Origin of the sequence: Flavobacterium sp. (assembly GCF_027531705.1) — a bacterium.
Taxonomy (GTDB): Bacteria; Bacteroidota; Bacteroidia; order Flavobacteriales; family Flavobacteriaceae; genus Flavobacterium.
This window is the reverse complement of sequence record NZ_JAPZSP010000019.1, coordinates 1-21,402: the sequence shown is the minus strand read 5'-3', so window position 1 is coordinate 21,402 and position 21,402 is coordinate 1. Positions and strand designations below refer to the sequence as shown.

Annotated in this window: 19 protein-coding genes; 6 read left to right on the top strand and 13 right to left on the bottom strand. The window is 30.0% G+C overall.

What is annotated here, in order from left to right:
• The first annotated feature begins 2 nt into the window (after nucleotides 1–2).
• Nucleotides 3–1,631, top strand: coding sequence for a leucine-rich repeat domain-containing protein (locus tag O9267_RS07575; RefSeq protein WP_298177775.1), 1,629 nt, complete (start codon nucleotides 3–5; stop codon nucleotides 1,629–1,631).
• A 7-nt stretch (nucleotides 1,632–1,638) separates the two neighbouring features.
• Here the strand turns inward: O9267_RS07575 and O9267_RS07570 are convergent, their stop codons facing one another.
• The 12 genes from O9267_RS07570 to O9267_RS07515 all read right to left on the bottom strand — a co-directional run bounded on the left by O9267_RS07570 (nucleotide 1,639) and on the right by O9267_RS07515 (nucleotide 14,575).
• Nucleotides 1,639–2,538 carry a T9SS type A sorting domain-containing protein gene (locus O9267_RS07570; RefSeq protein ID WP_298177772.1) on the bottom strand — a complete coding sequence of 300 codons (900 nt, stop codon included), beginning with the start codon at nucleotides 2,536–2,538 and terminating at the stop codon, nucleotides 1,639–1,641.
• A gap of 197 nt (nucleotides 2,539–2,735) precedes the next feature.
• On the bottom strand, nucleotides 2,736–4,874 hold the full coding sequence (locus O9267_RS07565) for an OstA-like protein (RefSeq protein WP_366522001.1): 2,139 nt from the start codon (nucleotides 4,872–4,874) through the stop codon (nucleotides 2,736–2,738).
• 2 nt (nucleotides 4,875–4,876) lie between these two features.
• Complete coding sequence (locus O9267_RS07560) at nucleotides 4,877–6,049, bottom strand: ATP-binding protein (protein WP_298177770.1); 1,173 nt, start codon at nucleotides 6,047–6,049, stop codon at nucleotides 4,877–4,879.
• Between the two features lie 174 nt (nucleotides 6,050–6,223).
• Nucleotides 6,224–7,114, bottom strand: coding sequence for a dTDP-4-dehydrorhamnose reductase (rfbD, locus tag O9267_RS07555; protein WP_298177768.1), 891 nt, complete (start codon nucleotides 7,112–7,114; stop codon nucleotides 6,224–6,226).
• Nucleotides 7,108–7,659: a dTDP-4-dehydrorhamnose 3,5-epimerase gene (rfbC, locus tag O9267_RS07550; RefSeq protein WP_298177766.1), complete on the bottom strand. Its 552-nt coding sequence runs from the start codon at nucleotides 7,657–7,659 to the stop codon at nucleotides 7,108–7,110. Before rfbC ends, rfbD begins: the two co-directional genes overlap by 7 nt.
• A gap of 1 nt (nucleotide 7,660) precedes the next feature.
• Nucleotides 7,661–8,524 carry a glucose-1-phosphate thymidylyltransferase RfbA gene (rfbA, locus tag O9267_RS07545; RefSeq protein WP_298177764.1) on the bottom strand — a complete coding sequence of 288 codons (864 nt, stop codon included), beginning with the start codon at nucleotides 8,522–8,524 and terminating at the stop codon, nucleotides 7,661–7,663.
• 12 nt (nucleotides 8,525–8,536) lie between these two features.
• On the bottom strand, nucleotides 8,537–9,538 hold the full coding sequence (locus tag O9267_RS07540; protein ID WP_298177762.1) for a hypothetical protein: 1,002 nt from the start codon (nucleotides 9,536–9,538) through the stop codon (nucleotides 8,537–8,539).
• Between the two features lie 5 nt (nucleotides 9,539–9,543).
• Complete coding sequence (locus tag O9267_RS07535) at nucleotides 9,544–11,232, bottom strand: hypothetical protein (RefSeq protein WP_298177760.1); 1,689 nt, start codon at nucleotides 11,230–11,232, stop codon at nucleotides 9,544–9,546.
• A 42-nt stretch (nucleotides 11,233–11,274) separates the two neighbouring features.
• Nucleotides 11,275–12,108: a carboxypeptidase-like regulatory domain-containing protein gene (locus O9267_RS07530; RefSeq protein ID WP_298177757.1), complete on the bottom strand. Its 834-nt coding sequence runs from the start codon at nucleotides 12,106–12,108 to the stop codon at nucleotides 11,275–11,277.
• A gap of 135 nt (nucleotides 12,109–12,243) precedes the next feature.
• Nucleotides 12,244–13,725 (bottom strand): GH3 auxin-responsive promoter family protein, encoded by a 1,482-nt coding sequence (locus O9267_RS07525; RefSeq protein ID WP_298177755.1) that lies wholly within the window; start codon nucleotides 13,723–13,725, stop codon nucleotides 12,244–12,246.
• A gap of 6 nt (nucleotides 13,726–13,731) precedes the next feature.
• Entirely contained in the window at nucleotides 13,732–14,079 is a 348-nt protein-coding gene (locus O9267_RS07520) for an SdpI family protein (protein WP_298177753.1), read from the bottom strand.
• Between the two features lies 1 nt (nucleotide 14,080).
• Nucleotides 14,081–14,575, bottom strand: coding sequence for a peptidase (locus tag O9267_RS07515; RefSeq protein WP_298177752.1), 495 nt, complete (start codon nucleotides 14,573–14,575; stop codon nucleotides 14,081–14,083).
• A 174-nt stretch (nucleotides 14,576–14,749) separates the two neighbouring features.
• Here O9267_RS07515 and tatA point away from each other — a divergent pair, with 174 nt between their 5' ends.
• Nucleotides 14,750–14,923, top strand: coding sequence for a twin-arginine translocase TatA/TatE family subunit (tatA, locus tag O9267_RS07510; RefSeq protein WP_298177750.1), 174 nt, complete (start codon nucleotides 14,750–14,752; stop codon nucleotides 14,921–14,923).
• Between the two features lie 83 nt (nucleotides 14,924–15,006).
• Here tatA and O9267_RS07505 read toward each other — a convergent pair whose 3' ends face one another.
• Nucleotides 15,007–16,137, bottom strand: coding sequence for an ATP-binding protein (locus O9267_RS07505; RefSeq protein ID WP_298177748.1), 1,131 nt, complete (start codon nucleotides 16,135–16,137; stop codon nucleotides 15,007–15,009).
• A 240-nt stretch (nucleotides 16,138–16,377) separates the two neighbouring features.
• Here O9267_RS07505 and O9267_RS07500 point away from each other — a divergent pair, with 240 nt between their 5' ends.
• From O9267_RS07500 to O9267_RS07485, 4 genes are all read left to right on the top strand, one after another.
• Nucleotides 16,378–16,647: a DUF2089 family protein gene (locus tag O9267_RS07500; protein ID WP_298177746.1), complete on the top strand. Its 270-nt coding sequence runs from the start codon at nucleotides 16,378–16,380 to the stop codon at nucleotides 16,645–16,647.
• A 4-nt stretch (nucleotides 16,648–16,651) separates the two neighbouring features.
• Nucleotides 16,652–17,233 carry a hypothetical protein gene (locus tag O9267_RS07495; protein ID WP_298177744.1) on the top strand — a complete coding sequence of 194 codons (582 nt, stop codon included), beginning with the start codon at nucleotides 16,652–16,654 and terminating at the stop codon, nucleotides 17,231–17,233.
• Nucleotides 17,234–17,245: 12 nt separating this feature from the next.
• Nucleotides 17,246–18,634 (top strand): alpha/beta hydrolase, encoded by a 1,389-nt coding sequence (locus tag O9267_RS07490; RefSeq protein WP_298177742.1) that lies wholly within the window; start codon nucleotides 17,246–17,248, stop codon nucleotides 18,632–18,634.
• 432 nt (nucleotides 18,635–19,066) lie between these two features.
• Nucleotides 19,067–21,402 (top strand): outer membrane beta-barrel protein (locus O9267_RS07485; protein ID WP_298177740.1); only part of this gene is annotated, 2,336 nt, incomplete at its 3' end.

Sequence of the window (21,402 nt, the reverse complement as noted above, 5' to 3'; positions counted from 1 at the left end):
TCATGAAAAAAATTCTTCTTCTTACAGCTTTACTTTTTAGTCTTTTTGCAAATGCTCAGATAATCAACTTTCCTGATGCTAATTTTAAAGCTTATTTAGTATCAGATGACGTAAGTGCTATGAACTTAACACAAACAAGCTATATTCCTATTGATAGTAACAATGATGGAGAAATTCAACAAAGTGAAGCGTTAGCAATAGGTTTCTTAGGCGTTTCTAATTCAGCTATTACTAATTTATCAGGTATAGAGTTTTTTGCAAACATGACTGGATTAGCTTGTGGAAATATTCAAATATCTAGTTTAGATATTAGTAACAATCCCTTATTGACTAGTTTAGTTTGTTATCAACTTCCATTGTTGACTAGTATAGATGTTAGTAATAATACTGCATTGACTTCGCTAAGCTTTTATGAAACTGGACTAACTAGTTTAGATGTAAGCAGTAATACAGCATTGATTAATATATCTTGTAATAATTGTGAATTAACCAATTTAACTTTTAGCAGTAATAATAATACATTAAAATCTTTACAATGTTATAATAATATGATTGCAAATATAGACTTAACGAGCTTGTCTAGCCTTGAGTCTTTAAGTATAGGTGGTAACCAATTAACGAATTTAAATTTAAATGGATTATCAAGTCTTGAGACTTTAGGTTGTGGTAGCAATCAATTGCAAAGTTTAAATTTAAATGGATTAAGTAATTTAACAGATTTATCTTGTGGTTATAATCAAATTACAAGTATTAATTTTCAGGATCAAACCAATTTAAAAAGATTTCATTGCGATAATAATCAACTAACTAGTATTAATTTGAATGGGCTCACAAATCTTCTTCTTTTGTGGTGTAGTAATAATCAATTAGCAAACTTAGATTTTAATGGTTTAGTTAATCTTACTAATTTAGATTGTTCAAATAACAATTTAACAAATTTAAATTTAGCTGGATTATCTAGCATGGAACATTTGGTGTGCAATAATAATCAAATTACTAGCATAAATTTAGATGGTGTTAATAATCTGAAAACTCTTTACTGCAATAATAATTTTATTTCCAATATTGATTTAAATGGAAAATGTTTTTTATATAGCTTATATTGCTCAAATAATTTGCTTACAAGTTTGAATCTAAATACTATGAATATGAGTATTACTAGATTAGATTGTTCAAATAATCAATTAACATCATTGTCCATTAAAAATAATTATTATAATCATGAATGGGGGCCCTTTGACTTTTCTAATAATCCAACACTTCAGTATATATGTGTCGATACTATTGAATATCAAGATGTTTTGAATAAAGTAAATCAATATAACTATGTTAATTGTGTAATTAATTCTGACTGCAATATTCTAGATTTTAATTGTGCATTATCTAATGAAGATTTTTCTATTAATAAAATTTTAATTTATCCAAATCCCGTAAAAGATAGTATCACAATCGATACAACTATTAGTATTACAACCATAAATATTTATAATGCTTTGGGACAATTAGCAAAAGTAATACCTAATGCTAAAGGCACTAAAACAATTGATGTTTCTAATTTAAACAATGGTAATTATTTTATGAAAATAGAAACCAGTGATGGTGTTGTAAATCAAAAGTTTGTTAAGGAATAATTAAAAATTAATTCTTGACAATTTTTTTATGCCCTACAATTTGACCTTTTTTGTCATAAATTTTTATGAAGTATATACCTGATGAAAAATCGGTAAGATTGATTTTATTTGAAATATCATCTATCTTTTCTTTTTGGATTAATTCTTTTCCTGTAATATCATAAATAGAAAAATAGTTGGCTTGTAAATCATTCCCGATTCTTATAAATAAATCACCATTTGTTGGATTTGGGTAAATTTCAAATTCATTGTTTTTAGTGTTGTCATTTGATGAAAGATTGTTGTATTCATAAAACTCCATAGAATATGGAAAAGTTGGCGTAGATCGCATCATTGCAATCAACCTATAGGGATTTATGCTATACCATCTATAAAAATAACCTGCAACTGATAAATGAACAGACCATGTCTCTTTTGTCATGATAACATTTTCATGAGTAGAAAAGGGAGTAATTAGAGTACCATATCCTAAATAGGGAACATTACAAAAAACATCTTGATAATTGTAGGGGAATATTTGTGACTCACATATAAATGGATTCCAACTTCCATCATTATACTGAACCGCAATGGTTTTATGTTCAATTGAGTTTAAAGAATATATCTTATGAACTGAATAACTATTCTGCTGAAAACTATCAGCATAAGTTGCAGTAGGAAAAGCACCTAAAAGATCTGTATTTAAAGGAATTGTCATATATGTGCCACAAGGAGTAGTAGGAAAACTAGAATAATTCCATGTTACATTTTCCCCATTCGCTGGTAAACCAACTCCAATTCCTGAAGCAATAGTGTGACAAAATACATTTGCAAAAAAATTTGGGTCATAATTAGACTCGTTCAATACTGGTTGCGCTAAAACAAACAAGTTTGAAAATAAAAAAATAATCGTTATCCCTTTTTTCATTTTTCTATGGAATTAAAGTTATCAAAAATTCAAACTTCTTTTTTAAATAAAATTTAATACTATAAATTTACAAAATTTATTGAAAATCATAATAGCTTTCTTTAATTTACTATAAATAAATTTAAAGTAAAATGTTTTAAGAATAATTTTAGTAGAAATCTGTTTTTTCCATTCAAAAGTTTATAAAAATATAAAAATTATTCTTTTTCATTTCCCGATAAAGTATCCCCATAATATTTACCAAATTGCATTGTTTTCCAATCCCATAAAGCTTGGTTTATTCTTATAATTTTCCTGTAATTTGGACTTTCTTTATTGGTGATTTTGAATGAAACTCTATCGGTTGGAAAGTTAAATTTACCGTTTTTTACTAAAAGCTCTTGAGAGTTTTTATCAATAATAATTCTGCCATCATAAAGCTCAAAAATTTCTTCATAGGTCAAATATTCTTTTTTTGGATATTCAATCTCCGATGACACTTCTTCTCCGTAAAATAATCCGCCATCGTATTTGCCATATTGCATACTTTTAAAATCCCATAAAACAGTATCAATTTTAATTTCATCCTTATATTTTGGATGCTTTTTTTTATATTGATCTATAATTTTGGCTTCATAAGAAAACTTAAACTTAAAATTTTTAACTAAGAAAAGTTGGTTGTTTTTGTCTCTTACTAATCTATTATTGTATTTTTTAAAAATCTCATTGTAAACATCATCTCCCGTTAGCTTATCTTTTAATTTATTCTCTTCGATATCCCGTCCTATTTTCTCCTCTTCATACTTCTCTTTACTCCTCAAAACAATAGCATTATGCAACTCAACCTCATCAGCTGGATAAATATCGTCTTTACTTTTTATTCGTTCGTCGCCACGCCATTCAAAACCTCTTAGTAATCTTGCGTTTTCGGGTAGGTCTTTTTCTGGAAAAATGTCGCCATCTGGATTGTTGAACAACGTAATGGTTTCTATTTTGTTATTATCATCCATTATCATGTTTATCTTGCTACAAACAGACTTGTTAATGCCTATGAGTTCTTGGGCGTCATTTCGCATATAAAAAATAACCTCTGCGTTTTTGACAACATCGGTTTCGTATATTTTATTATTCTTGAACTTGGAATACAAATTGAGTCCTTTAACCTGATTATAACCCGTTCCAACCGTGTCTTTTGATATTATAAACGAGTTATTCAAAACTTTTAATGAATCTATTTTTTCGGTTTTGTTATTACCAATTAAGTGCATTAAATCGCCTGTTAATTGGTTATCAAAATTCCATAAAATTGGTTTTCCTATCAATTGAGTAAGCGCCTTTTTTTGATCGGAATGAATTGAATCGCACTTACCACTCAAATCTGTTTTGTAAAAGCGAACATTCTTTTGTCCTCTTATAACTCTTTCACCTGTTTTTCCTGTTAGAAAAATCTTTTTGGCATGAATAAACATGGAATCTTTCTCAGATAAAAATCGAATAGAAGCATGTTTAGTTATATAAACCGAATCCTTTTGTTTAAAGACTTCACCATAATGACCTTTAACAATAGCTTTGTTTATTGAATCGGTAATTTTTACATTATTGGTTCCTGCGGCATATTCAATTTTTCTATCATAATATAAACTGTCACCTTCTATCAATCGATCTTTGTATTTTATATAGGATTTTTGCAGAAAATATCCCGTGTTTTTCTTGCTATTATAATGTCCGTTTTCGGTGTAAATAAAGGTTTCTTTACCAACAATAGTTGAAGGTCCTTTTAAAACCGAATTTCCTTGGGTTGTTTTGTAATCTAAATGATTGGATTTTATTGTGTATTCAGGATTTTTCAACTCTACTGCTGACAAAAACTGGTATTTTTTTTCTTTTACATAGTAACGACCCGCTTTACTTTTTAAAGTATTGTTTTTATTTACAATCGTTCCATTACTATTAAAATAAACTTCTTGAATATTTCTGTCAAAATAGATTGTATCGGTAGTTAAGGTAGATTCTGGTGAATCCATAACTACATTTCCCGAAGCGTATGCTTTTTTTATGGCACCATTATATTCGGCATATTTACTGGTCATTGTTAACGTGTCGCCTTGAATCATTTCGACATCACCAAAAGCTTTTATGTAATTTTCTTTTTGATAATAATAGGCTTTGTTACAAGTCATTATTATTCCATCATGACTAACTCTAACATTTCCTGTTAATAATAATGCATCAGGAAGTTCAACCTGATTAACATCGGCAAAGTCGGAATATTCCACTTCTATTTTGCTTGTTTTTTGAGCAAAAAGTAGTGACAAATTAAATAGCAGAATTCCGATAAGAGTAAGTTTCTTTTTCAAGGTTATTTTGTAATATTTAATTTTTTTAACTCTTTATATAGTGTTTTCAAATCAACTACTTTCCAAAATTCATTTAGTTGATAATCTGAATTTCCAAAAGTAACTATAAAATTTGATTTGGTTTTTAAATCGTTAATTGATTCTGTATTTCCTCTACTTATCTTTGGATTGTTTGACAATTTTATTTCAATAGTTGCAATAATTTCATTTCCTTTTGTAATACACATATCAACTTCTGCGCCACTTTGGGTTCTATAAAAATAAGGTGTGCAATTACTATTTAACTTTGATATTATCTGTTCGATTACATATCCTTCCCAAGAATTTCCGGCTATTGGATTGGAAATTAACTCGTCATAAGAATTAATTTGTAAAATTGAATGTAATATTCCAGTATCTCGAATGTATATTTTCGGGCTTTTTACTAATCGTTTTCCGATGTTGATATAAAAAGGTTCTATTCTTCTGATAATGAACGAATGCTCTAAAAAATCAATATACTTTTTTACTTGAACACTTGTTATTCCTAATGCGTTACCTAACATAGAATAATTAATAACCGAACCTTGAATAGAGGCAATCATTCGTAGCAATTTGGTAATTAAAATGGGCGATGCGTTTAAGCCTAACATTCTCAAATCGGTTTCTACATACGTTTTTAAATAGGCTTGATGCCATTGTTGCCACAAAAAATCATTTGGTGCTAAAAACGCTTTGGGATAACCACCTCTAAACCAATGTTCTTCCTGAGAATATTGAAGTGTTTCAAATCGAGTTAAAGGTGTAAGCTCTTTGTAAACTATTCTTCCTGCTAATGTTTCGGAGCTTTTAGCTAATAATTCTGGTGATGCAGAACCTAATAGTATTAATTGTCCCGGTTTATCTTGTTTGTCAATTAAGGAACGGAGTAATGGAAATAATTTGGTTTCTCTTTGAATTTCGTCAATAATGATTAGTTTTTCCTTATTTTGAGTAAGAAACCACTGGGCATTAGTGCTTAAAATTTCGTAATCATTAGTATCTTCTAAATCTAAATATAAAATAGGTTTGTCTATAAAAGGTTGCAAATTTTTTACAAAAGTAGTTTTCCCAACTTGTCTAGAACCAAGAATGGCTACACAAGGGAAAAAATCCAACAGAGGAATTATTTCTATACTTAATTCGCGAGTAATCATTAATCTATTTTTTGCAAATTTACAAGTTTAATTTGATTTTACATCAATTAAACTTGTAAATTTAAACTAATTATTTAAAATTACTAGGTTATTTTGTTTTAACACAATAAAAAAATTGATATAAAAAGTAGCTGGTTTTCCATTATAATCTAAAATAAACTAGATAATTTTCCTTTATGATGGAAAAATTAAAGTCTTTAAGCTTTCTTCCCAATTTTTTATATCAATACCAAATACATTTTTTATTTTGCTTTTGTCTAAAACACTATAAGCTGGCCTTTTGGCTGGAGTTGGAAAACTAGTGGTTGGAATTGGTTTTAAATCAATTTTAATGCCATTAAATTCAAATATTTTTTTAGCAAAATCGTACCATGAACATTGACCTTCGTTGGAAAAATTATAAATTCCGAAAAGGTTGGAAGTTGGAGGTTGGAGATTGGAGGAAGCACTTCGACTGCGCTCAGTGTGACAAACCATACTAACTAAAACTTCCGCTAAATCAACAGCGTTTGTTGGTGTTCCTATTTGGTCATTTACTACTGACAAACTATCTCTTTCTGATGCCAATCGTAACATGGTTTTCATGAAATTATTTCCAAATTGTGAGTAAACCCAAGATGTTCTTATTATGAAATAATTTTCAAAAGCCTCTTGAATTGCTTTTTCACCATCTAACTTGGTTTGTCCATAAACTCCTGTTGGGTTAGGAACATCATCTTCAGTATATGACGCTTTCTTATTTCCGTCAAAAACAAAATCGGTTGAAACATGTAACAAAACCGAATCCTGTTCTTTACATACTAATGCTAGGTTTTTGGCTCCAGTTACATTTATAGCAATTGCTTTTTCTGTTTCACTTTCGGCTTTATCAACGGCTGTGTAGGCTGCTGTATTGATACAATAATTGGGCTTATACTTTGAAAAAACCGCTTTACAAGTATCTAAATTGGTAATGTCAAGTTCAGACGATGAACAGAAAACAAAATCTATTTGAGGATAATTATCAGCAATAAATTGAAGAGATTGTCCTAATTGTCCGTTTGCACCTGTTACTAAAACTACCATACTTTTTTGGCGTTTTCAAGAGTTGGAAGAATTTGATCTTTTTCTGAAATAATTAAATCACTCTCGTTAAAATTCCAATTAATTCCTATACTTTTATCGTTATAAAGTAATCCGCCTTCGCTTTCTTTATTGTAAAAATTATCACATTTATAAAAAAATGTTGCCGTTTCGCTCAATACTAAAAAACCGTGAGCAAAACCTCTAGGTATAAAAAATTGTTTTTGATTTTCACCTGATAACAATATTGCTTCAAACTGTCCGTATGTCGCAGAATTTGGACGAATATCTACCGCTACGTCTAAAACTTCTCCTTGCAGAACTCTTACCAATTTGGCTTGAGCATGCTCTCCTGTTTGATAATGCAATCCGCGCAAAACGCCTCTGGTTGAAAAAGATTGGTTGTCTTGAACAAAATGAACTTCTTGACCTACACCTTTCTGAAAAGTTCTCTCATTGAAACTTTCCATGAAATAGCCTCTTTCATCTGTTATTATTTTTGGCTCAATAATATAACAACCTTCTAGTTTTGTGGCTATAAAATTCATATTATTCTTGTAAAATACTCATTAAATGATTTCCATACCCACTTTTTAACAATGGTTCTGCAAGCAATTTCAATTGGTCTTTATCAATAAATCCCATTCTATAAGCTGCTTCTTCAATCGAACCAATTTTTAATCCTTGTCGTTCTTCAATAACTTGAACAAATTGTGAAGCTTGCATTAGCGAATTAAAAGTTCCTGTGTCAAACCAAGCAGTTCCTCTGTCAAGAATACTAACTTTTAGTTTTCCTCTACGAAGATATTCTTTGTTCACATCGGTTATTTCAATTTCACCTCGATGACTTGGTTTAATATTAGAAGCAATTTCTACGACATCATTATCATAAAAATAAATTCCAGGTACAGCATAATTTGACTTTGGAACTTGAGGTTTCTCTTCAATAGAAAGCACTTTTCCTTCTTTATCAAAATCTACAACTCCATAACGTTCAGGGTCGTGAACATGATAAGCATAAATAATTCCACCATCAGGATTGTTATTAGCTTGTAGCAAATTAGCAAGTCCAGTTCCGTAAAAAATATTATCGCCCAAAACCAATGCTACTTTATCATTTCCGATAAATTCTTTTCCGATTATGAATGCTTCTGCAAGTCCATTTGGATGTTCTTGTACTTCGTATTCAAATCTGCATCCAAATTTTTTTCCGTCACCTAGAAGTGTTCTAAAAAGCGGTAAATCATGTGGTGTTGAAATAATTAATATTTCTCTAATGCCAGACCATATAAGCGTTGACAACGGATAATAAATCATCGGTTTGTCGTATATTGGCATTAGTTGTTTACTAACCGCTATTGTAAGTGGATGCAATCTTGTTCCCGAACCACCTGCTAAAATTATTCCTTTCATAAACTAAAAAATTTATTTGTTAGAAAGTTTTGCTTTTTGTTTTTTGTAAAAAGATAAAAATAAACTAAAGAATATAAACCCAAAAACGAACACAATAGGAAGCACTAACTTCATTTTATTGTTTAATCCTTTTGTGTTTTTTACATTAATGACTCTACTTTTGTCTAAAATTATTTTATTTAAAGAAATCAATTGTGTTTTTATACCATTAATTTCATTAAATAATCCATTCTTTTGATCAATTAGACCATTTAATTGTGTGTTTTCGTTATAATAAACTAACTTGTCATTTTTCTGATTTTTTATGTTATTAGAAAATTGACTTAATAACGTATCAATCTGTTTTATAACTATTTGGTTTTGATTAATTTTACTGTAAAAGTTGTTTATATATGTTTTTTGAAACTCTTTATAAAAACTACTCTCATTTAAATAATTTAATATCGGATCTATTGTTTGTTTATTGGTAGTAAAACCATCTGTTACTATTAAAATCTTATGATGATTATAGTTTCTACTTGTTAACGAATCTTTGATTACTTTATTAATATCACCATCTTCAGCTAATAATTTTACTAATTCAAAGTTTTGTGTGTTTTCAGCGTTGTTTGCAGTACCCCTATTTTCGTTAACAAAACTATAAATGTCTATAACTGGTTTTATAGCTATTTTAGAAATGTTTTTTGGTTCGGCAATTCCAATTGATTTAAGAAATGAAGTGTCTCGTTGTTGTATTCTTGAATTAATTAAATTAATCTTATTATATAAATAATCAACACTTCCAAAATTAGGAGAAACTATAACTTCATGATTGTAAACTTTAGTTTCAGAATCGAGATAATAACCTAATCCTGCTCCAACTACAACTAGTGCTATTAATAAAATGATATTCTTTTGAACAAAAAGAATTCCTTTGAAAATACTTGTAGTTATATTACTAAAAAAATTACCTATTTTTCCAAACAACTGTCCTAAATCAATTTCTTCTTGGTCGTGATTTGTGTTTGTGCTCATTTTAATTATTTTATGTTAAAAATTTGTTCTACTATTTTAATTGTGATTAAATACGTTGGTTTGACACCAGTCGTTCCAAGTCCACCAGAAGCTAATGTACTTCCTGTTTCTAATGGATTATCTGATGCATAATAGGCATAACGAACTTTTACATTTGGATTTATACTCTTTCTAATTTTAGAAGCCGATTGTATGGCTTTTTGATAGTAAGAACCTTCCATTTCTAGTCCAATTGCTCCCCAAGTTGACTCGTGAAAAAATTTCAATAAGTCTTTGTTTTGAAGTGATGTTCCCAAAACGGTAACCATTGGTCCTGCAAATACTGGAATGCCATTTCCTTCAAACATTTTGGCTGTCAATTCATTTTCAAAAGGATAATTATCTGCTGTTCCTTCGTTAATGTGTGCATTCGGAATCATAATGTCGCCTTTTCCACCTTGAAGAATACCTGCTTTTCCCATTATTGAAACTGATTCGACATTCAAAAATAAGTTGTTTTTCTTGTTTTTGAAAGGTTTTAATAACTCGTCAATTGTTTCATAAGCTTGCTCACCAAAAGCATAATCCATTACAATGATAACGGGATTTTCACCTTTTATAGAAGCTTTTGGAAAACTTGATTTTGCCCAATCAATTTTGGCTGTATCAAAAATCTGAACATCAATATTGGTTCCTGATTGATCTGGAAGTGAAATCATACCATGTTGCAAAGCGAAAGTTTCGACTTTATTTCTCAAATCTTTGCTGCCTGAAGCACTTAAATCTTCGTAAATATCGTATTCTGATTTTCCTTTGTATTTTACTCCCAAAACATGTGTCGCAAAAATTGAATTCATAACCGAGTGCATATTAGCACTAATAATATGAATTGGTCTATCAATAAGATTGTTGTCGTTTAAAACTTCTTTGATATTGGTTGCCCATATTTCTCCATGTATATGATGCCCGAGTCTTTCTCTTAAAATTGGACTGAAAGTGATAGTACGCTTGTTATTATCAAGAACTTCTTCTATGGCAATTTTTCCTAACCAGTAAATAACGTGTAGAAATCTGTCTGGTTTTTCGGTTGTGCCAAAAGCATCATAAATATCTAAAACCTCAGCAAAAGTTCTACCTAAAACGTTAGAAGTATGCGAAATTGCTTTTTCTTTTTCTATTTGAGTCAACTTTTTGGTTTGCAAAGCGGCTTGTTCTAGTTTTAACCAATCGCGCGTTACTTCATTGCTTTCGTCAAGTAAAACTCTGTCTTTTATTTTGTGAGATTCGATGAAAATAAAAGTCAAATGTGTTAAAATATCGTAGATGTCTGAACGTCCACGTGTGATTTCGACATTCATTTGTTCTTCATCAATTCTGTAACAATTTCTTCTTCTTTTTGGCGGAATTATTGCTTGAAAATGTGATTTAGAATAGCCTTCATCCGAAGTTAAGTTGATGTAACGACATTCTTCAATGCCTACTGGAAGCCTTTCTATTACATAAAGCAAACCGTTAAGCTCTACTTTTTCATCTGCAATACTTCCGTAAATTTCTGGTCGAAGCGCTAATAAGGCTTCTCTTAAAGTTTCTCCTGAAACACCCATTGGTTTGTAAAAACCTCTGTTGAATAAATGTCTCATAGTAATGTACAATCGTTCGATGGCTGCCGACGATTCTTGCGCTCGAGAACGCGAAATGTTTTTAATTTCCTTCATTAAATTTTGTCTTATAACCTGCAAATGTACAAATTTTATGGATTAATTGCTAAGTATTAGATTTATCGCTGGTTCAAATACCCTAAATTTGGCTAATGAACCATCGTTAGCAAGTCTTGTTTCTTTGTTCCATTTTCCACCAGAAAAGGTGTAAGCGAAATATTTTTCGTCATGACTGTATAAAACAAATGGATAATACGATTTTCCTTCTTTATTACTTTCTATATTTAATTTTTCAAAACCTACATATAATCCGTTTTTGGGCATTATTAAATTTCGTTCTGAAAGATTTACTCGGCTATTATTTACTCCTTTTTTTACTGTAATAATTAAGTCTTTTTTTAGAAGTTCTTCGCCAGGTGAACAATCAGGATTTACAGAATAAAAATGAATTTTTACTGTTGCGTTTTCAACTTTACTGTCGGTTTGAAGTCTTAGTTGTTTTATGAATTTGGTTTTCTTGTAACTTGTTTTGTATGGAAAAAACTTGACGTCGATTTTTGGACCATTATCGAAAGCTTGGTAAATTCCGCTTGCGGTTTTTCCGATCTCTATTTGTTTCGTTTCTAACTTTTTTAGAATATTGATTTCTTGAAGTTCGTATGAAATGGGTTTTAAAATGACCTGTGAAGCGTCAGCAAGTTTAACGCTTTTCTTTTCAAATCCTAAGGCTGAAAAGAAAAGTTTTTGACTTTTGGAAGTTGTGTTTATAACAAAAGTTCCATCTTCTTCGGTTGTGGCGGCTATGTTTTCATTTTCTACCCAAATGTTTACAAATGAAATAGGTTTGCCTGTAATACTGTCTTTTACAACGCCTTTTATTTGAGCCGAAATTAGATTGGTAAGTAAAAGAAGAATTGTTATTTTAAATTTCATTTTATTCCTTTTGTTTGCTTTATAGCCCCGATTGCAGTGGAAATCCTTTTCTTTTTTTCTTTAAAAAAGAAAAGATTGGAATGCAAAGCGGGAAAATGGATTGTCGAAAAAGCCCAAGCCATTCGCTCCTAATTTTTAAACTAATTTGTCAGCAATTGTTCTGTCGTTTGATAATCTTGGTAGCTTATTTTGTCCGCCAAGTTTGCCTATTGATTTCATATACTCTTGAAAACCATTTTTGGAAACCTTAGTAATTACTAATGTTCGCAATACTTTTCCAACTATCAAATCGTCGTAATACACGTTTTGTTTTCGCATTTGTGCATCGATAGATAACGCAAATTCTTCGAGATTATTGGGTTCGTTTTCAAATTCGATAAACCATTCGTGATAAGGCAAGCCCTTATTTGGAGCGATTTGAGGCGCTACCGTAAATTCGTTTACTCGAATAGTGGTGTCTTTCATGGCTTCTTGTAGCGCGCACTCGACTTCTTTGCCGATTACGTGCTCGCCGAAAGCCGAAATATAATGCTTGATTCGACCCGAAACGATAACTCGATAAGGTTTTAGGCTTGTAAACTGAACCGTGTCGCCAATGTTGTAGGCCCAAAGTCCAGCGTTGGTGGAAATTATCAGAACATAATTTACGTTTAGTTCAACTTCACCAATGGTATATCTTCTTGGATTTTCGGTGAAAAATTCGTCGGCTTTTATGAATTCGTAGAAAATACCAGCGTTTAGCAACAATAGCATTCCTTTTTCTTTTTGAGAATCTTGGTAAGCAAAAAATCCTTCGGAAGCTGGAAATAGCTCAATGGAATCAACTTTTCGACCAATAAGATTTTCAAATTTGGCTCTGTATGGTTCGTAATTTACGCCGCCATAAATGAAAAGATTGAAGTTTTTAAATAGTTCACCAACTGGTTTATTGGCTTTTTCTTTGAGTTTTTCGAAATACATTTGTACCCAAGATGGAATTCCGGAAATGACTGCCATATCTTGGTTGATGGTTTCATCTACAATAGCATTTACCTTGGTTTCCCAGTCTTCGATGCAATTGGTTTGCCAAGAAGGAAGTCGGTTTTTCTGTAAATATTTGGGAACAAAATGCGCTACAATTCCTGATAATCTGCCTAGTTTGATTCCGTTTTTTTCTTCCAATATTGGGCTTCCTTGCAAGAAAATCATTTTTCCGTTTACAAAATCGGCGTTTCCTGTTTCGTGAATGTAACTCAAAATGGCATTTCGTGCTGCTTCTATATGAAAAGGCATTGATTCTTTGGTAAGTGGAATATATTTGGCACCAGATGTTGTTCCTGAAGTTTTTGCAAAATAAATGGGTTTTCCTTTCCAGAGAATGTTTTCTTCGCCGCTTACAACTCGGTCAACATAAGGTTTTAATGCTTCATAATCGCGAACTGGTACTTGATTGGCAAAGTCTTGAAAGGTTTTGATTTGAGAAAAATGATGGTCTTTTCCAAACTGCGTTGTGGCTGCTTGACGAATTAAACTTTCAAAAACTTTTTGTTGCGTTTCAACAGGATTTGATGCCCATTTAATCGTTTTTTGGTGAATTTTTTTTGCAAAAACCTTAGCGGCAATTGATTTTAATGACATCTTATTTTAGTTAGGAAAATTAACTTTGATTGCCTTTTCGACTTTGTAAAACATAAATGAAACTCCAATTAATAAAACTATTAATCCAAAGATTAAATTCAAGTTTTCACTAATTTTAAAAAATGAGAAAATCAAAGAAATAACGAACATTAGTAGTGCTAACTTTATCATTTGAATTGAAGAATATTTTTGAGCAAAATCCCATCTTTCTTGCGATTTCATTGAAGAATTGGTTCGATAACCATACAAATAATTAATTTTTTTAGGTGGAAAACTATACATAACAAGACCTGCAATTAAAAAAATTATGCTTGTTAAGGCTGGTAAAAACAAAATGTTGTCTAAATTGAACATATTATTTTTTCTTTTTTTCTAAATTGATTTTGTTTTCTTCGGCAAGAACTTCTTCTCTTAGTTGAATTTCGGCTTCAGAAGGTTTTAGATCTTCTTCTGAAAAGTCTTCTTTTGTAACAGCCAAAATCGAATCTTTATTTACTTTTTCGTATTCTAAATCGCCGTTTAAAACTTTTTTGATGGAAGCTAAATAAGCTTCATTTTTTTTGATAGCAAATGATAATGAATCAGATTTTAGTGCTAATTCGGTAGCTTCTCTTTTTAACTCAGATGAAGCAAATCCTGGTATATATTCTTTTAACGGTGTAAAAGCTATTAAAAAGGTAGTTGCTGTAATTATGAGAATTGCTCCTAAAGTTGCTACAACAAAAACGTTCATCAAAGTAAGTCGAAACGAGAAAAGTTCTTCAAAAGAATCTTCGTTTACTATTAGTAAACGGTTTTTGGTAAGTAGTTTTTTCTTTAAAAACTCTTTATTAAAAATTCTTTTAAGCATGTTGCTAAAGTTTATAGCACAAATATAGAAAAATAAGTTCTTTTATACGAATTGAAAACATTTAACGAAGTTTAACTATAAATAATTGTGCTAAAATTAAATCTAATCTTTTTTCTTTTTACCTTTGCTCATTATTTTACATTAAAAATCTGCGAAAGCGAAAATTTATAAATCATGGGAAGATTAGGTGCTACCGAAATAATAGTTATTCTAGTTATCGTTTTGTTACTTTTTGGAGGTAAAAAAATTCCAGAATTAATGAAAGGATTAGGAACAGGAATTAAAGAATTTAAAGACGCTTCAAAAGGCGATCAAGCAACTTCTAAAAAAGAAGAAGAAACGAAGTAGTTTTTTTGTCACACTGAGCGCAGTCGAAGTGCCAATTTAGAAAATTCCAAATTCCAATATTTAGTTGGGATTTGGAATTTTTTTTATAAAATATAATCTAAATAATTGTCTTGATTGATAATTTCAAAAGTTGCCTCTGAATAGGATTTTGCAAATTCGGTTGGAATTTTCCCTTTTGCTTTTCCATATTTATATTCAAATGCAGCTATTTGTTCGTTTTTAACTTCCAATCTGTCTATTTCTTGTTTGGTGTGTGTTCTCCAAAAATAATCAAAAATAGCTGTTTCTTGGTAACTTAGTTTTTTTATTCGCTCCGAATTCAAATAGTTTTCCCACAGCTTTCCTGCGTCTTCTCTCATGTTTAGCGGATTAAAAGAATTGATGATGGCATTTCTAATTCCGTTATCTACAAAATACCACTTTTTCATTTTGGTAATTTCGTTGTCTCTATTTTTGTTAAAACCGGATACGCTATAAATTATAAATACTTTGCTAAATAAATCTAAGTATTTTTCTACTGTATTTTTACTAATCTGTAAATCGCGGCCTATACTTTCTAATGATATTTCGCTTCCTGTTCTAAAAGCGATTATCTGAAGTAATGCTATAATTTTATCTCTTTTTTTAATGCCTTCAAAAGCGAATATATCTCTTAATAACTGCGTGTTTACTATTTCTTTTAGATAACTTATTTTGTCTTCTCTGTTGATTATTTTGCTCAATTCAGGATAGCTCCCAAAAATCAACCTGTCTTCAAGATTACTTCTAGTTTCAATATAATTTTCTGTTTTTGAAAATTCTATTTGCGCAATTGGATATAAATTAATCGTTTTCATTCTGCCCACTAATGGCTCGCCTATTTGATTGTTAATTTCAAATGCAGATGAACCCGTTACTAAAACCTTTAAATTTGGAATAGTATCGACCATTAATTTCAATTTCTTCCCAATATTTGGTATTTCTTGTGCCTCGTCAATTATTAAAAATCTTGTGTCGCCAAGTATTCTATTAAAATTTGCCGTACTTTGTGTTTCTAATAAATTATGCGATTCAACATCATCACCATTAAGGAAAAGATGTTTTTCGTTCAAATTTTCGATTACTTTTTCAATCAATATTGTTTTTCCAACTCGCCTTGCACCCAAAAGCACTACAACTTTGTTGGGTTGCAACTTTTTAGTAATCAAATCTAACGCAACTCTTGCTATTTCCATAAGTAAAAAATTTAGGCAAATTTAAATAAAATATTTTTAATTGCGTCTATTGATTGACGGAAATTAATATAATTGCGTCAGCTTAGTGACGGAAATTAATATAATTGCGTCAGTTGACTTAATTTTATTGGTTTATTTATTGTCTCAGATATCGTTTCGTTTTTTAAATTTATTTTCACTTTTATTTGTTTTTATAAATATTTTTTTAATTTTATTAAAAATTATTTTAACTTTATTAAAATGAAACTACCTGTTATTTGTCCGAGTTGTGAAAATTCACTTCGTGTAAGTCAGATGAAATGTGACCAATGCGAAACCGAAGTGAACGGAAATTATGACTTGCCTCTTTACCTCAAACTGAGCCGAGATGAACAAGATTTTATTTTAGAATTTTTCCTTTCAAGTGGCAGCATCAAAGAAATGGCTAAACAAGCTGGCAATTCTTATCCTACGATGCGAAACAAAATGGATGATCTTATCGAAAAAATTAATCAACTAAAAAACTTATAATGGTATGAATTGGCAATTACTCATAAATCCGTTTAACAAATTTTCTGAAAAAACATTATTGTTTTTTGGAATAATTACTTTTTGTATTGGAAGCTACGTTGCTTTTCTATGCGGCGCAACTTTCGATGGACTAATTGATGTTCATTTAAACTCAGAACTAACTTTTTTTGATTCATTAAAAGAAAACTGTTTTGATTTAGTTCTAATCACTCTTTTGCTTTTCATTTTTGGTAAAATAATAAATCCTCGAACGAGATTTATTGATATTTTAAACGCAGGTTTTCTTTTTAGAATTCCATTTTATTTTATGGCGTTATTAATGACCTTTCCTTTTTTAAAATCGTTTGAAAATGAAGTACAGAAAAACATAAATTCATTAGAAAAATTAGTAATAAAGCCATTGGATTTGGTAATGATATTAGTACTATCATGTGTTTTAATTCTTTTATTAGTTTATGCTATCACACTTTTATTTCAAGGATTTAAAACGGCAACCAACGCTAAAAAACCTATACACTTTGTTGTTTTTGGGTTACTCATTTTTTTTGCAGAAATACTTTCTAAAACTATTTTACCATTAATTTAAACTACATTATTTATGAAAAAAACTTTTTTGCTTTTCGTTTTTGTTTTGTTTTTCACACCTTTCTTTGGTCAAGAAATTATTGGTTCTTGGGCAGGAGAACTTGCTATTCAAGGAACAAAACTTCCTATAATTTTTAATATAAAATCAATTGAAACTGGTTTGACAACTACTTTGGATAGTCCTTCTCAAGGCGCAAAAGACATTCCGATTGCCAATACAACATTTGAAAAAAACGAGCTTTTTTTAGATGCTTCTAATATAAAAATTCAGTTCAAAGGAACTTTAGTAAATGACAAAATTGATGGTACGTTTAGTCAAGGTGACATGAATTTACCACTAGTTTTATCAAGAAAAAAAGATGGTGAAACGAAACTAAATCGTCCTCAAACGCCAAAAGCACCTTTTGATTATGAAATGGAAGAAATTACATTTGTAAATCCGATAGACTTGAACACGTTGGCTGGAACTTTAACAACTCCAAAAAACAAAAAAAACATTCCTGTTGTGGTTTTGATAACTGGTTCTGGGCAACAAAATAGAGATGAAGAGATTTTTGGTCATAAACCTTTTTGGGTTATAGCTGATGATTTTGCCAAAAAGGGAATTGCTGTTTTACGCCTAGATGATAGAGGAATTGGTGGTTCGGACAAAGGAAACAATACTACTCCAACATCTCAAAATTTTGCAACCGATATTAATGCAGCTGTAAACTTTTTAGCTTTAAAAGGTTACAAAAACATTGGATTGGCTGGACATAGTGAAGGTGGTATGATTGCGCCAATGGTTGCTTCTCAAAATAATAAAGTAAAATTTGTAATTTCACTTGCTGGTCCTGGAATTCCTATTGAAGAATTGTTACAATTGCAATCTAAAGCTATTGCAAAATTAGATGGCGCAAGCGATGCTGACTTGAAAATGAACGAAGAATTAAACAGAAAACTATATGCAGTTGCAAAAAACGGTACAACAACAAAAAACATAAAATTGGAAATAAAAGCAATACTTAGCGAAGATTTGAAAAAAATTCCAAAAGAACAATTGCCGCCTGAAAGCGAAATCAAAAAAATGCTAGAAAATGAAGCCAAACAAATTTCTAATCCGTGGTTTGTCTATTTTCTGAAATTTAATCCTGATGTCTATTGGAGCAAAGTTAAAATTCCCGTTTTAGCTTTAAATGGAAGTTTAGATGCTCAAGTTACTTCAAAAGAAAACTTAGCTGGAATAAAATCTTCGTTAGAAAAAGCAAAAAACAAATCGTTTGAAGTAGTTGAGTTTCCAAATCTAAACCATTTGTTTCAGGAAGCAAAAATTGGTTCGGTTGCAGAATATGGTGAAATTGAACAAACCTTTTCGCCAGCAGTTCTAGACAAAATGAGCTCTTGGATATTGAAATTAAAGTAATTAAATTCCAATATTAAAAATCCCAAATTCCAACTAAAGATTTGAATTTGGGATTTTTGTACTTAACAAATTCGAGGCAATTGTTCTCTAATCAAAGGATTCACCACTCGTTTTCCTCCAAAAGCAGTTTCAATAATAATCTTGGTAGGATAATTAGCTGTTACTGAACCTATAATCGATTCGTTATTGTTACTTTAATTTCAATTTTCAAAACTTTTGCAATCATTTGAACTTTGCATTTATCTATATCTAAAGTCGTTTATTGCTATTTATTCATTCATAATAACAATCTTACATTTCAGTAAAATATTTTTAAATAAAACTCGTTTCTAACTTTATTAAAGTTTCAAGAAAAATGTTAAATACCAACTATTTTCTAGCTTTTGTCAGAAAGAACTTTACATTTGTTTTTAGATGCTTAAAAATTATATTATGTTGAAATTTAATTTCTTAATTGTTGCTTTATTATTATTTTCATTTTCGTCCTTTTCTCAAAAAGGATCGCTCTTTGGACAAGTTAATGATTTAGAAAAAAATCCTGTTCAAAATACGGTCATAGCTTTATTAAAGCCAAAAGATTCTATTTTATATCTATTTACAAGGTCAGATAAAGAAGGACATTTTTTAATTAAAAACATCAACTCAGGAAAGTATATATTGACTACATCTCACAGTAAATTTGCCGACTATGTAGATGATATAGAAATAAAAGAAAACGAAAATAAGCTAGGAACAATTGTACTAATTAGTAAAAGTAAGCTGCTGGAAGAAGTTCTTATTAAAGGTGGCTCAATGAGAATTAAAGGTGATACAACTAGCTATAGAGCAAGCGATTATAAGGTTGATGTAAATGCTAATGTCGAAGACTTACTAAAAAAACTTCCCGGTATTCAGGTTGATAAAAACGGCGAAATTAAAGCAATGGGCGAAACGGTTAAAAAAGTTCTTGTCGATGGTGAAGAGTTTTTTGGCGATGATCCTGGAATGGCTACAAAAAATCTTCGTGCCGATGCCGTTAAAACAGTACAAGTATTTGATAAAAAAAGTGATCAAGCAGAATTTACTGGAATAGACGATGGGAAAAGCCAAAAAACAATAAATCTGAAACTTAAAGATGATAAGAAGAAAGGTCATTTTGGAAAAATAGATGCCGCAAATGGGCCTTTAATAGACATAGATCCTAGGTATAATACTAATTTGATGTTAAGTTCATTTAAAGGAAAAAGGAAAATTTCTGCCTTTTTATTAAATGGAAATACAGGTCAAGACGGATTAGATTGGCAAGACAATGATAAGTTTGGTGGTGGAAACGACAATGTTTCGATGGATATGGATGATGATGGAAATGTTAGTTACCAATGGATTGATGGAAACAATGATGATGAACCTCGAGTTGACACGCAAAATGGCTTTATAAAAAACACAAATGCTGGATTACAGTACAGTAATAAATGGAACGACAAACAAACCTTAAATTTAACGCCAAAATTTAATAATCAAATCTATACTAATAACAATAAAAGATTTAATAAAACACAAATTGGTGAAACACAACTAAATGAAAATACTGCTACTGAAACAGATGTCACAAGAACCAATTATAAATTAAATGCAACTTATGATGTGAAATTAGATTCATTAAATACGCTTAAAATAAACACTAAAACAAATTTTTATGCTACTAAAAGTAATGAATTTACAAATGGAATTACAACAGATGAAAACGGAATTCTAAAAAATAATAGTCAAAAAAATCTTGATACAAAATCGGATAAACAATCATTAATGGCTTCTCTTTTGTTCAAACATAAATTTGCCAAATTACGCCGAACTTTTTCAATGAACTTGTCTTGGAATAGTTTAAATAATGATTCTGATAATTATCTAAAATCTGATAATGAAAGTTTTGTTTCTGGAATTTCTTCATCTATTATAAGTCTTAATCAAAACAAGATTGGTAAAAAAACAACTCAAAGTTCTACAGTAAACCTTGTATATACGGAACCAATTGCAAAAAATTGGGCTTTACAACTTGGTTATCAAATTGATTACAACACAGGCAAAAACAATCAATTAACTTATGATTTTTCAACTTTGTCGAATCAATATGATTTACTTAATACTGGATTATCTAATCAATTTAAACAAACTATTATTACTAACAAACCCAATTTAAAAATGAGTTATAACTCAAAAAAAATAAATTATAGCTTTGGTAGTGGTTTTGGTTTTACCACATTTGATTTGATTGATAACACCTTCAATAAAGAGTACAAACGAAATTATACCAACCTATTTCCTTCGGCTAGTTTTTCTTATAAATACAAAAACAATGGTAATTTTAGGATAAACTATAATGGTGCAACAACCCAACCAACTATTGACCAATTACAACCCTTGCGAAACAACCAAGATTTCTTTAATCAGATTATTGGAAATCCTGATTTGAAGCAATCTTTTACCAATAGCATAAATCTATCTCATAATAATTATAATATTTTGAGTGAATCTCATATGTATCAAGGAGTTTATTTTAGAACAACTTCTAATTTAATTACTTATAACAGAGATATTGATTTAGATAATGCGAAAACTACCTCTAAAGCAATCAATACCAACGGAAATTTTTCTGGAAATTTTTATATGGGCTATGGTTTCAAAATAAAAAAGTTTGACATGGATGCAGGAATTAATCCTTCTTTTTACTTTGATAAATGCGTAATTAGCATTATTAATAGTTTGTGGAATTCTATGTATATTTTTTGTTG

Bases quoted from the DNA above. Each gene is read 5' to 3' on its own strand.
- O9267_RS07575 (WP_298177775.1), top strand. From the start codon at position 3: ATGAAAAAAATTCTTCTTCTTACAGCTTTACTTTTTAGTCTTTTTGCA.
- O9267_RS07570 (WP_298177772.1), bottom strand. From the start codon at position 2,538: ATGAAAAAAGGGATAACGATTATTTTTTTATTTTCAAACTTGTTTGTT.
- O9267_RS07560 (WP_298177770.1), bottom strand. From the start codon at position 6,049: ATGATTACTCGCGAATTAAGTATAGAAATAATTCCTCTGTTGGATTTT.
- rfbD (WP_298177768.1), bottom strand. From the start codon at position 7,114: ATGGTAGTTTTAGTAACAGGTGCAAACGGACAATTAGGACAATCTCTT.
- rfbC (WP_298177766.1), bottom strand. From the start codon at position 7,659: ATGAATTTTATAGCCACAAAACTAGAAGGTTGTTATATTATTGAGCCA.
- rfbA (WP_298177764.1), bottom strand. From the start codon at position 8,524: ATGAAAGGAATAATTTTAGCAGGTGGTTCGGGAACAAGATTGCATCCA.
- O9267_RS07540 (WP_298177762.1), bottom strand. From the start codon at position 9,538: ATGAGCACAAACACAAATCACGACCAAGAAGAAATTGATTTAGGACAG.
- O9267_RS07535 (WP_298177760.1), bottom strand. From the start codon at position 11,232: ATGAAGGAAATTAAAAACATTTCGCGTTCTCGAGCGCAAGAATCGTCG.
- O9267_RS07530 (WP_298177757.1), bottom strand. From the start codon at position 12,108: ATGAAATTTAAAATAACAATTCTTCTTTTACTTACCAATCTAATTTCG.
- O9267_RS07525 (WP_298177755.1), bottom strand. From the start codon at position 13,725: ATGTCATTAAAATCAATTGCCGCTAAGGTTTTTGCAAAAAAAATTCAC.
- O9267_RS07520 (WP_298177753.1), bottom strand. From the start codon at position 14,079: ATGTTCAATTTAGACAACATTTTGTTTTTACCAGCCTTAACAAGCATA.
- O9267_RS07515 (WP_298177752.1), bottom strand. From the start codon at position 14,575: ATGCTTAAAAGAATTTTTAATAAAGAGTTTTTAAAGAAAAAACTACTT.
- tatA (WP_298177750.1), top strand. From the start codon at position 14,750: ATGGGAAGATTAGGTGCTACCGAAATAATAGTTATTCTAGTTATCGTT.
- O9267_RS07505 (WP_298177748.1), bottom strand. From the start codon at position 16,137: ATGGAAATAGCAAGAGTTGCGTTAGATTTGATTACTAAAAAGTTGCAA.
- O9267_RS07500 (WP_298177746.1), top strand. From the start codon at position 16,378: ATGAAACTACCTGTTATTTGTCCGAGTTGTGAAAATTCACTTCGTGTA.
- O9267_RS07495 (WP_298177744.1), top strand. From the start codon at position 16,652: ATGAATTGGCAATTACTCATAAATCCGTTTAACAAATTTTCTGAAAAA.
- O9267_RS07490 (WP_298177742.1), top strand. From the start codon at position 17,246: ATGAAAAAAACTTTTTTGCTTTTCGTTTTTGTTTTGTTTTTCACACCT.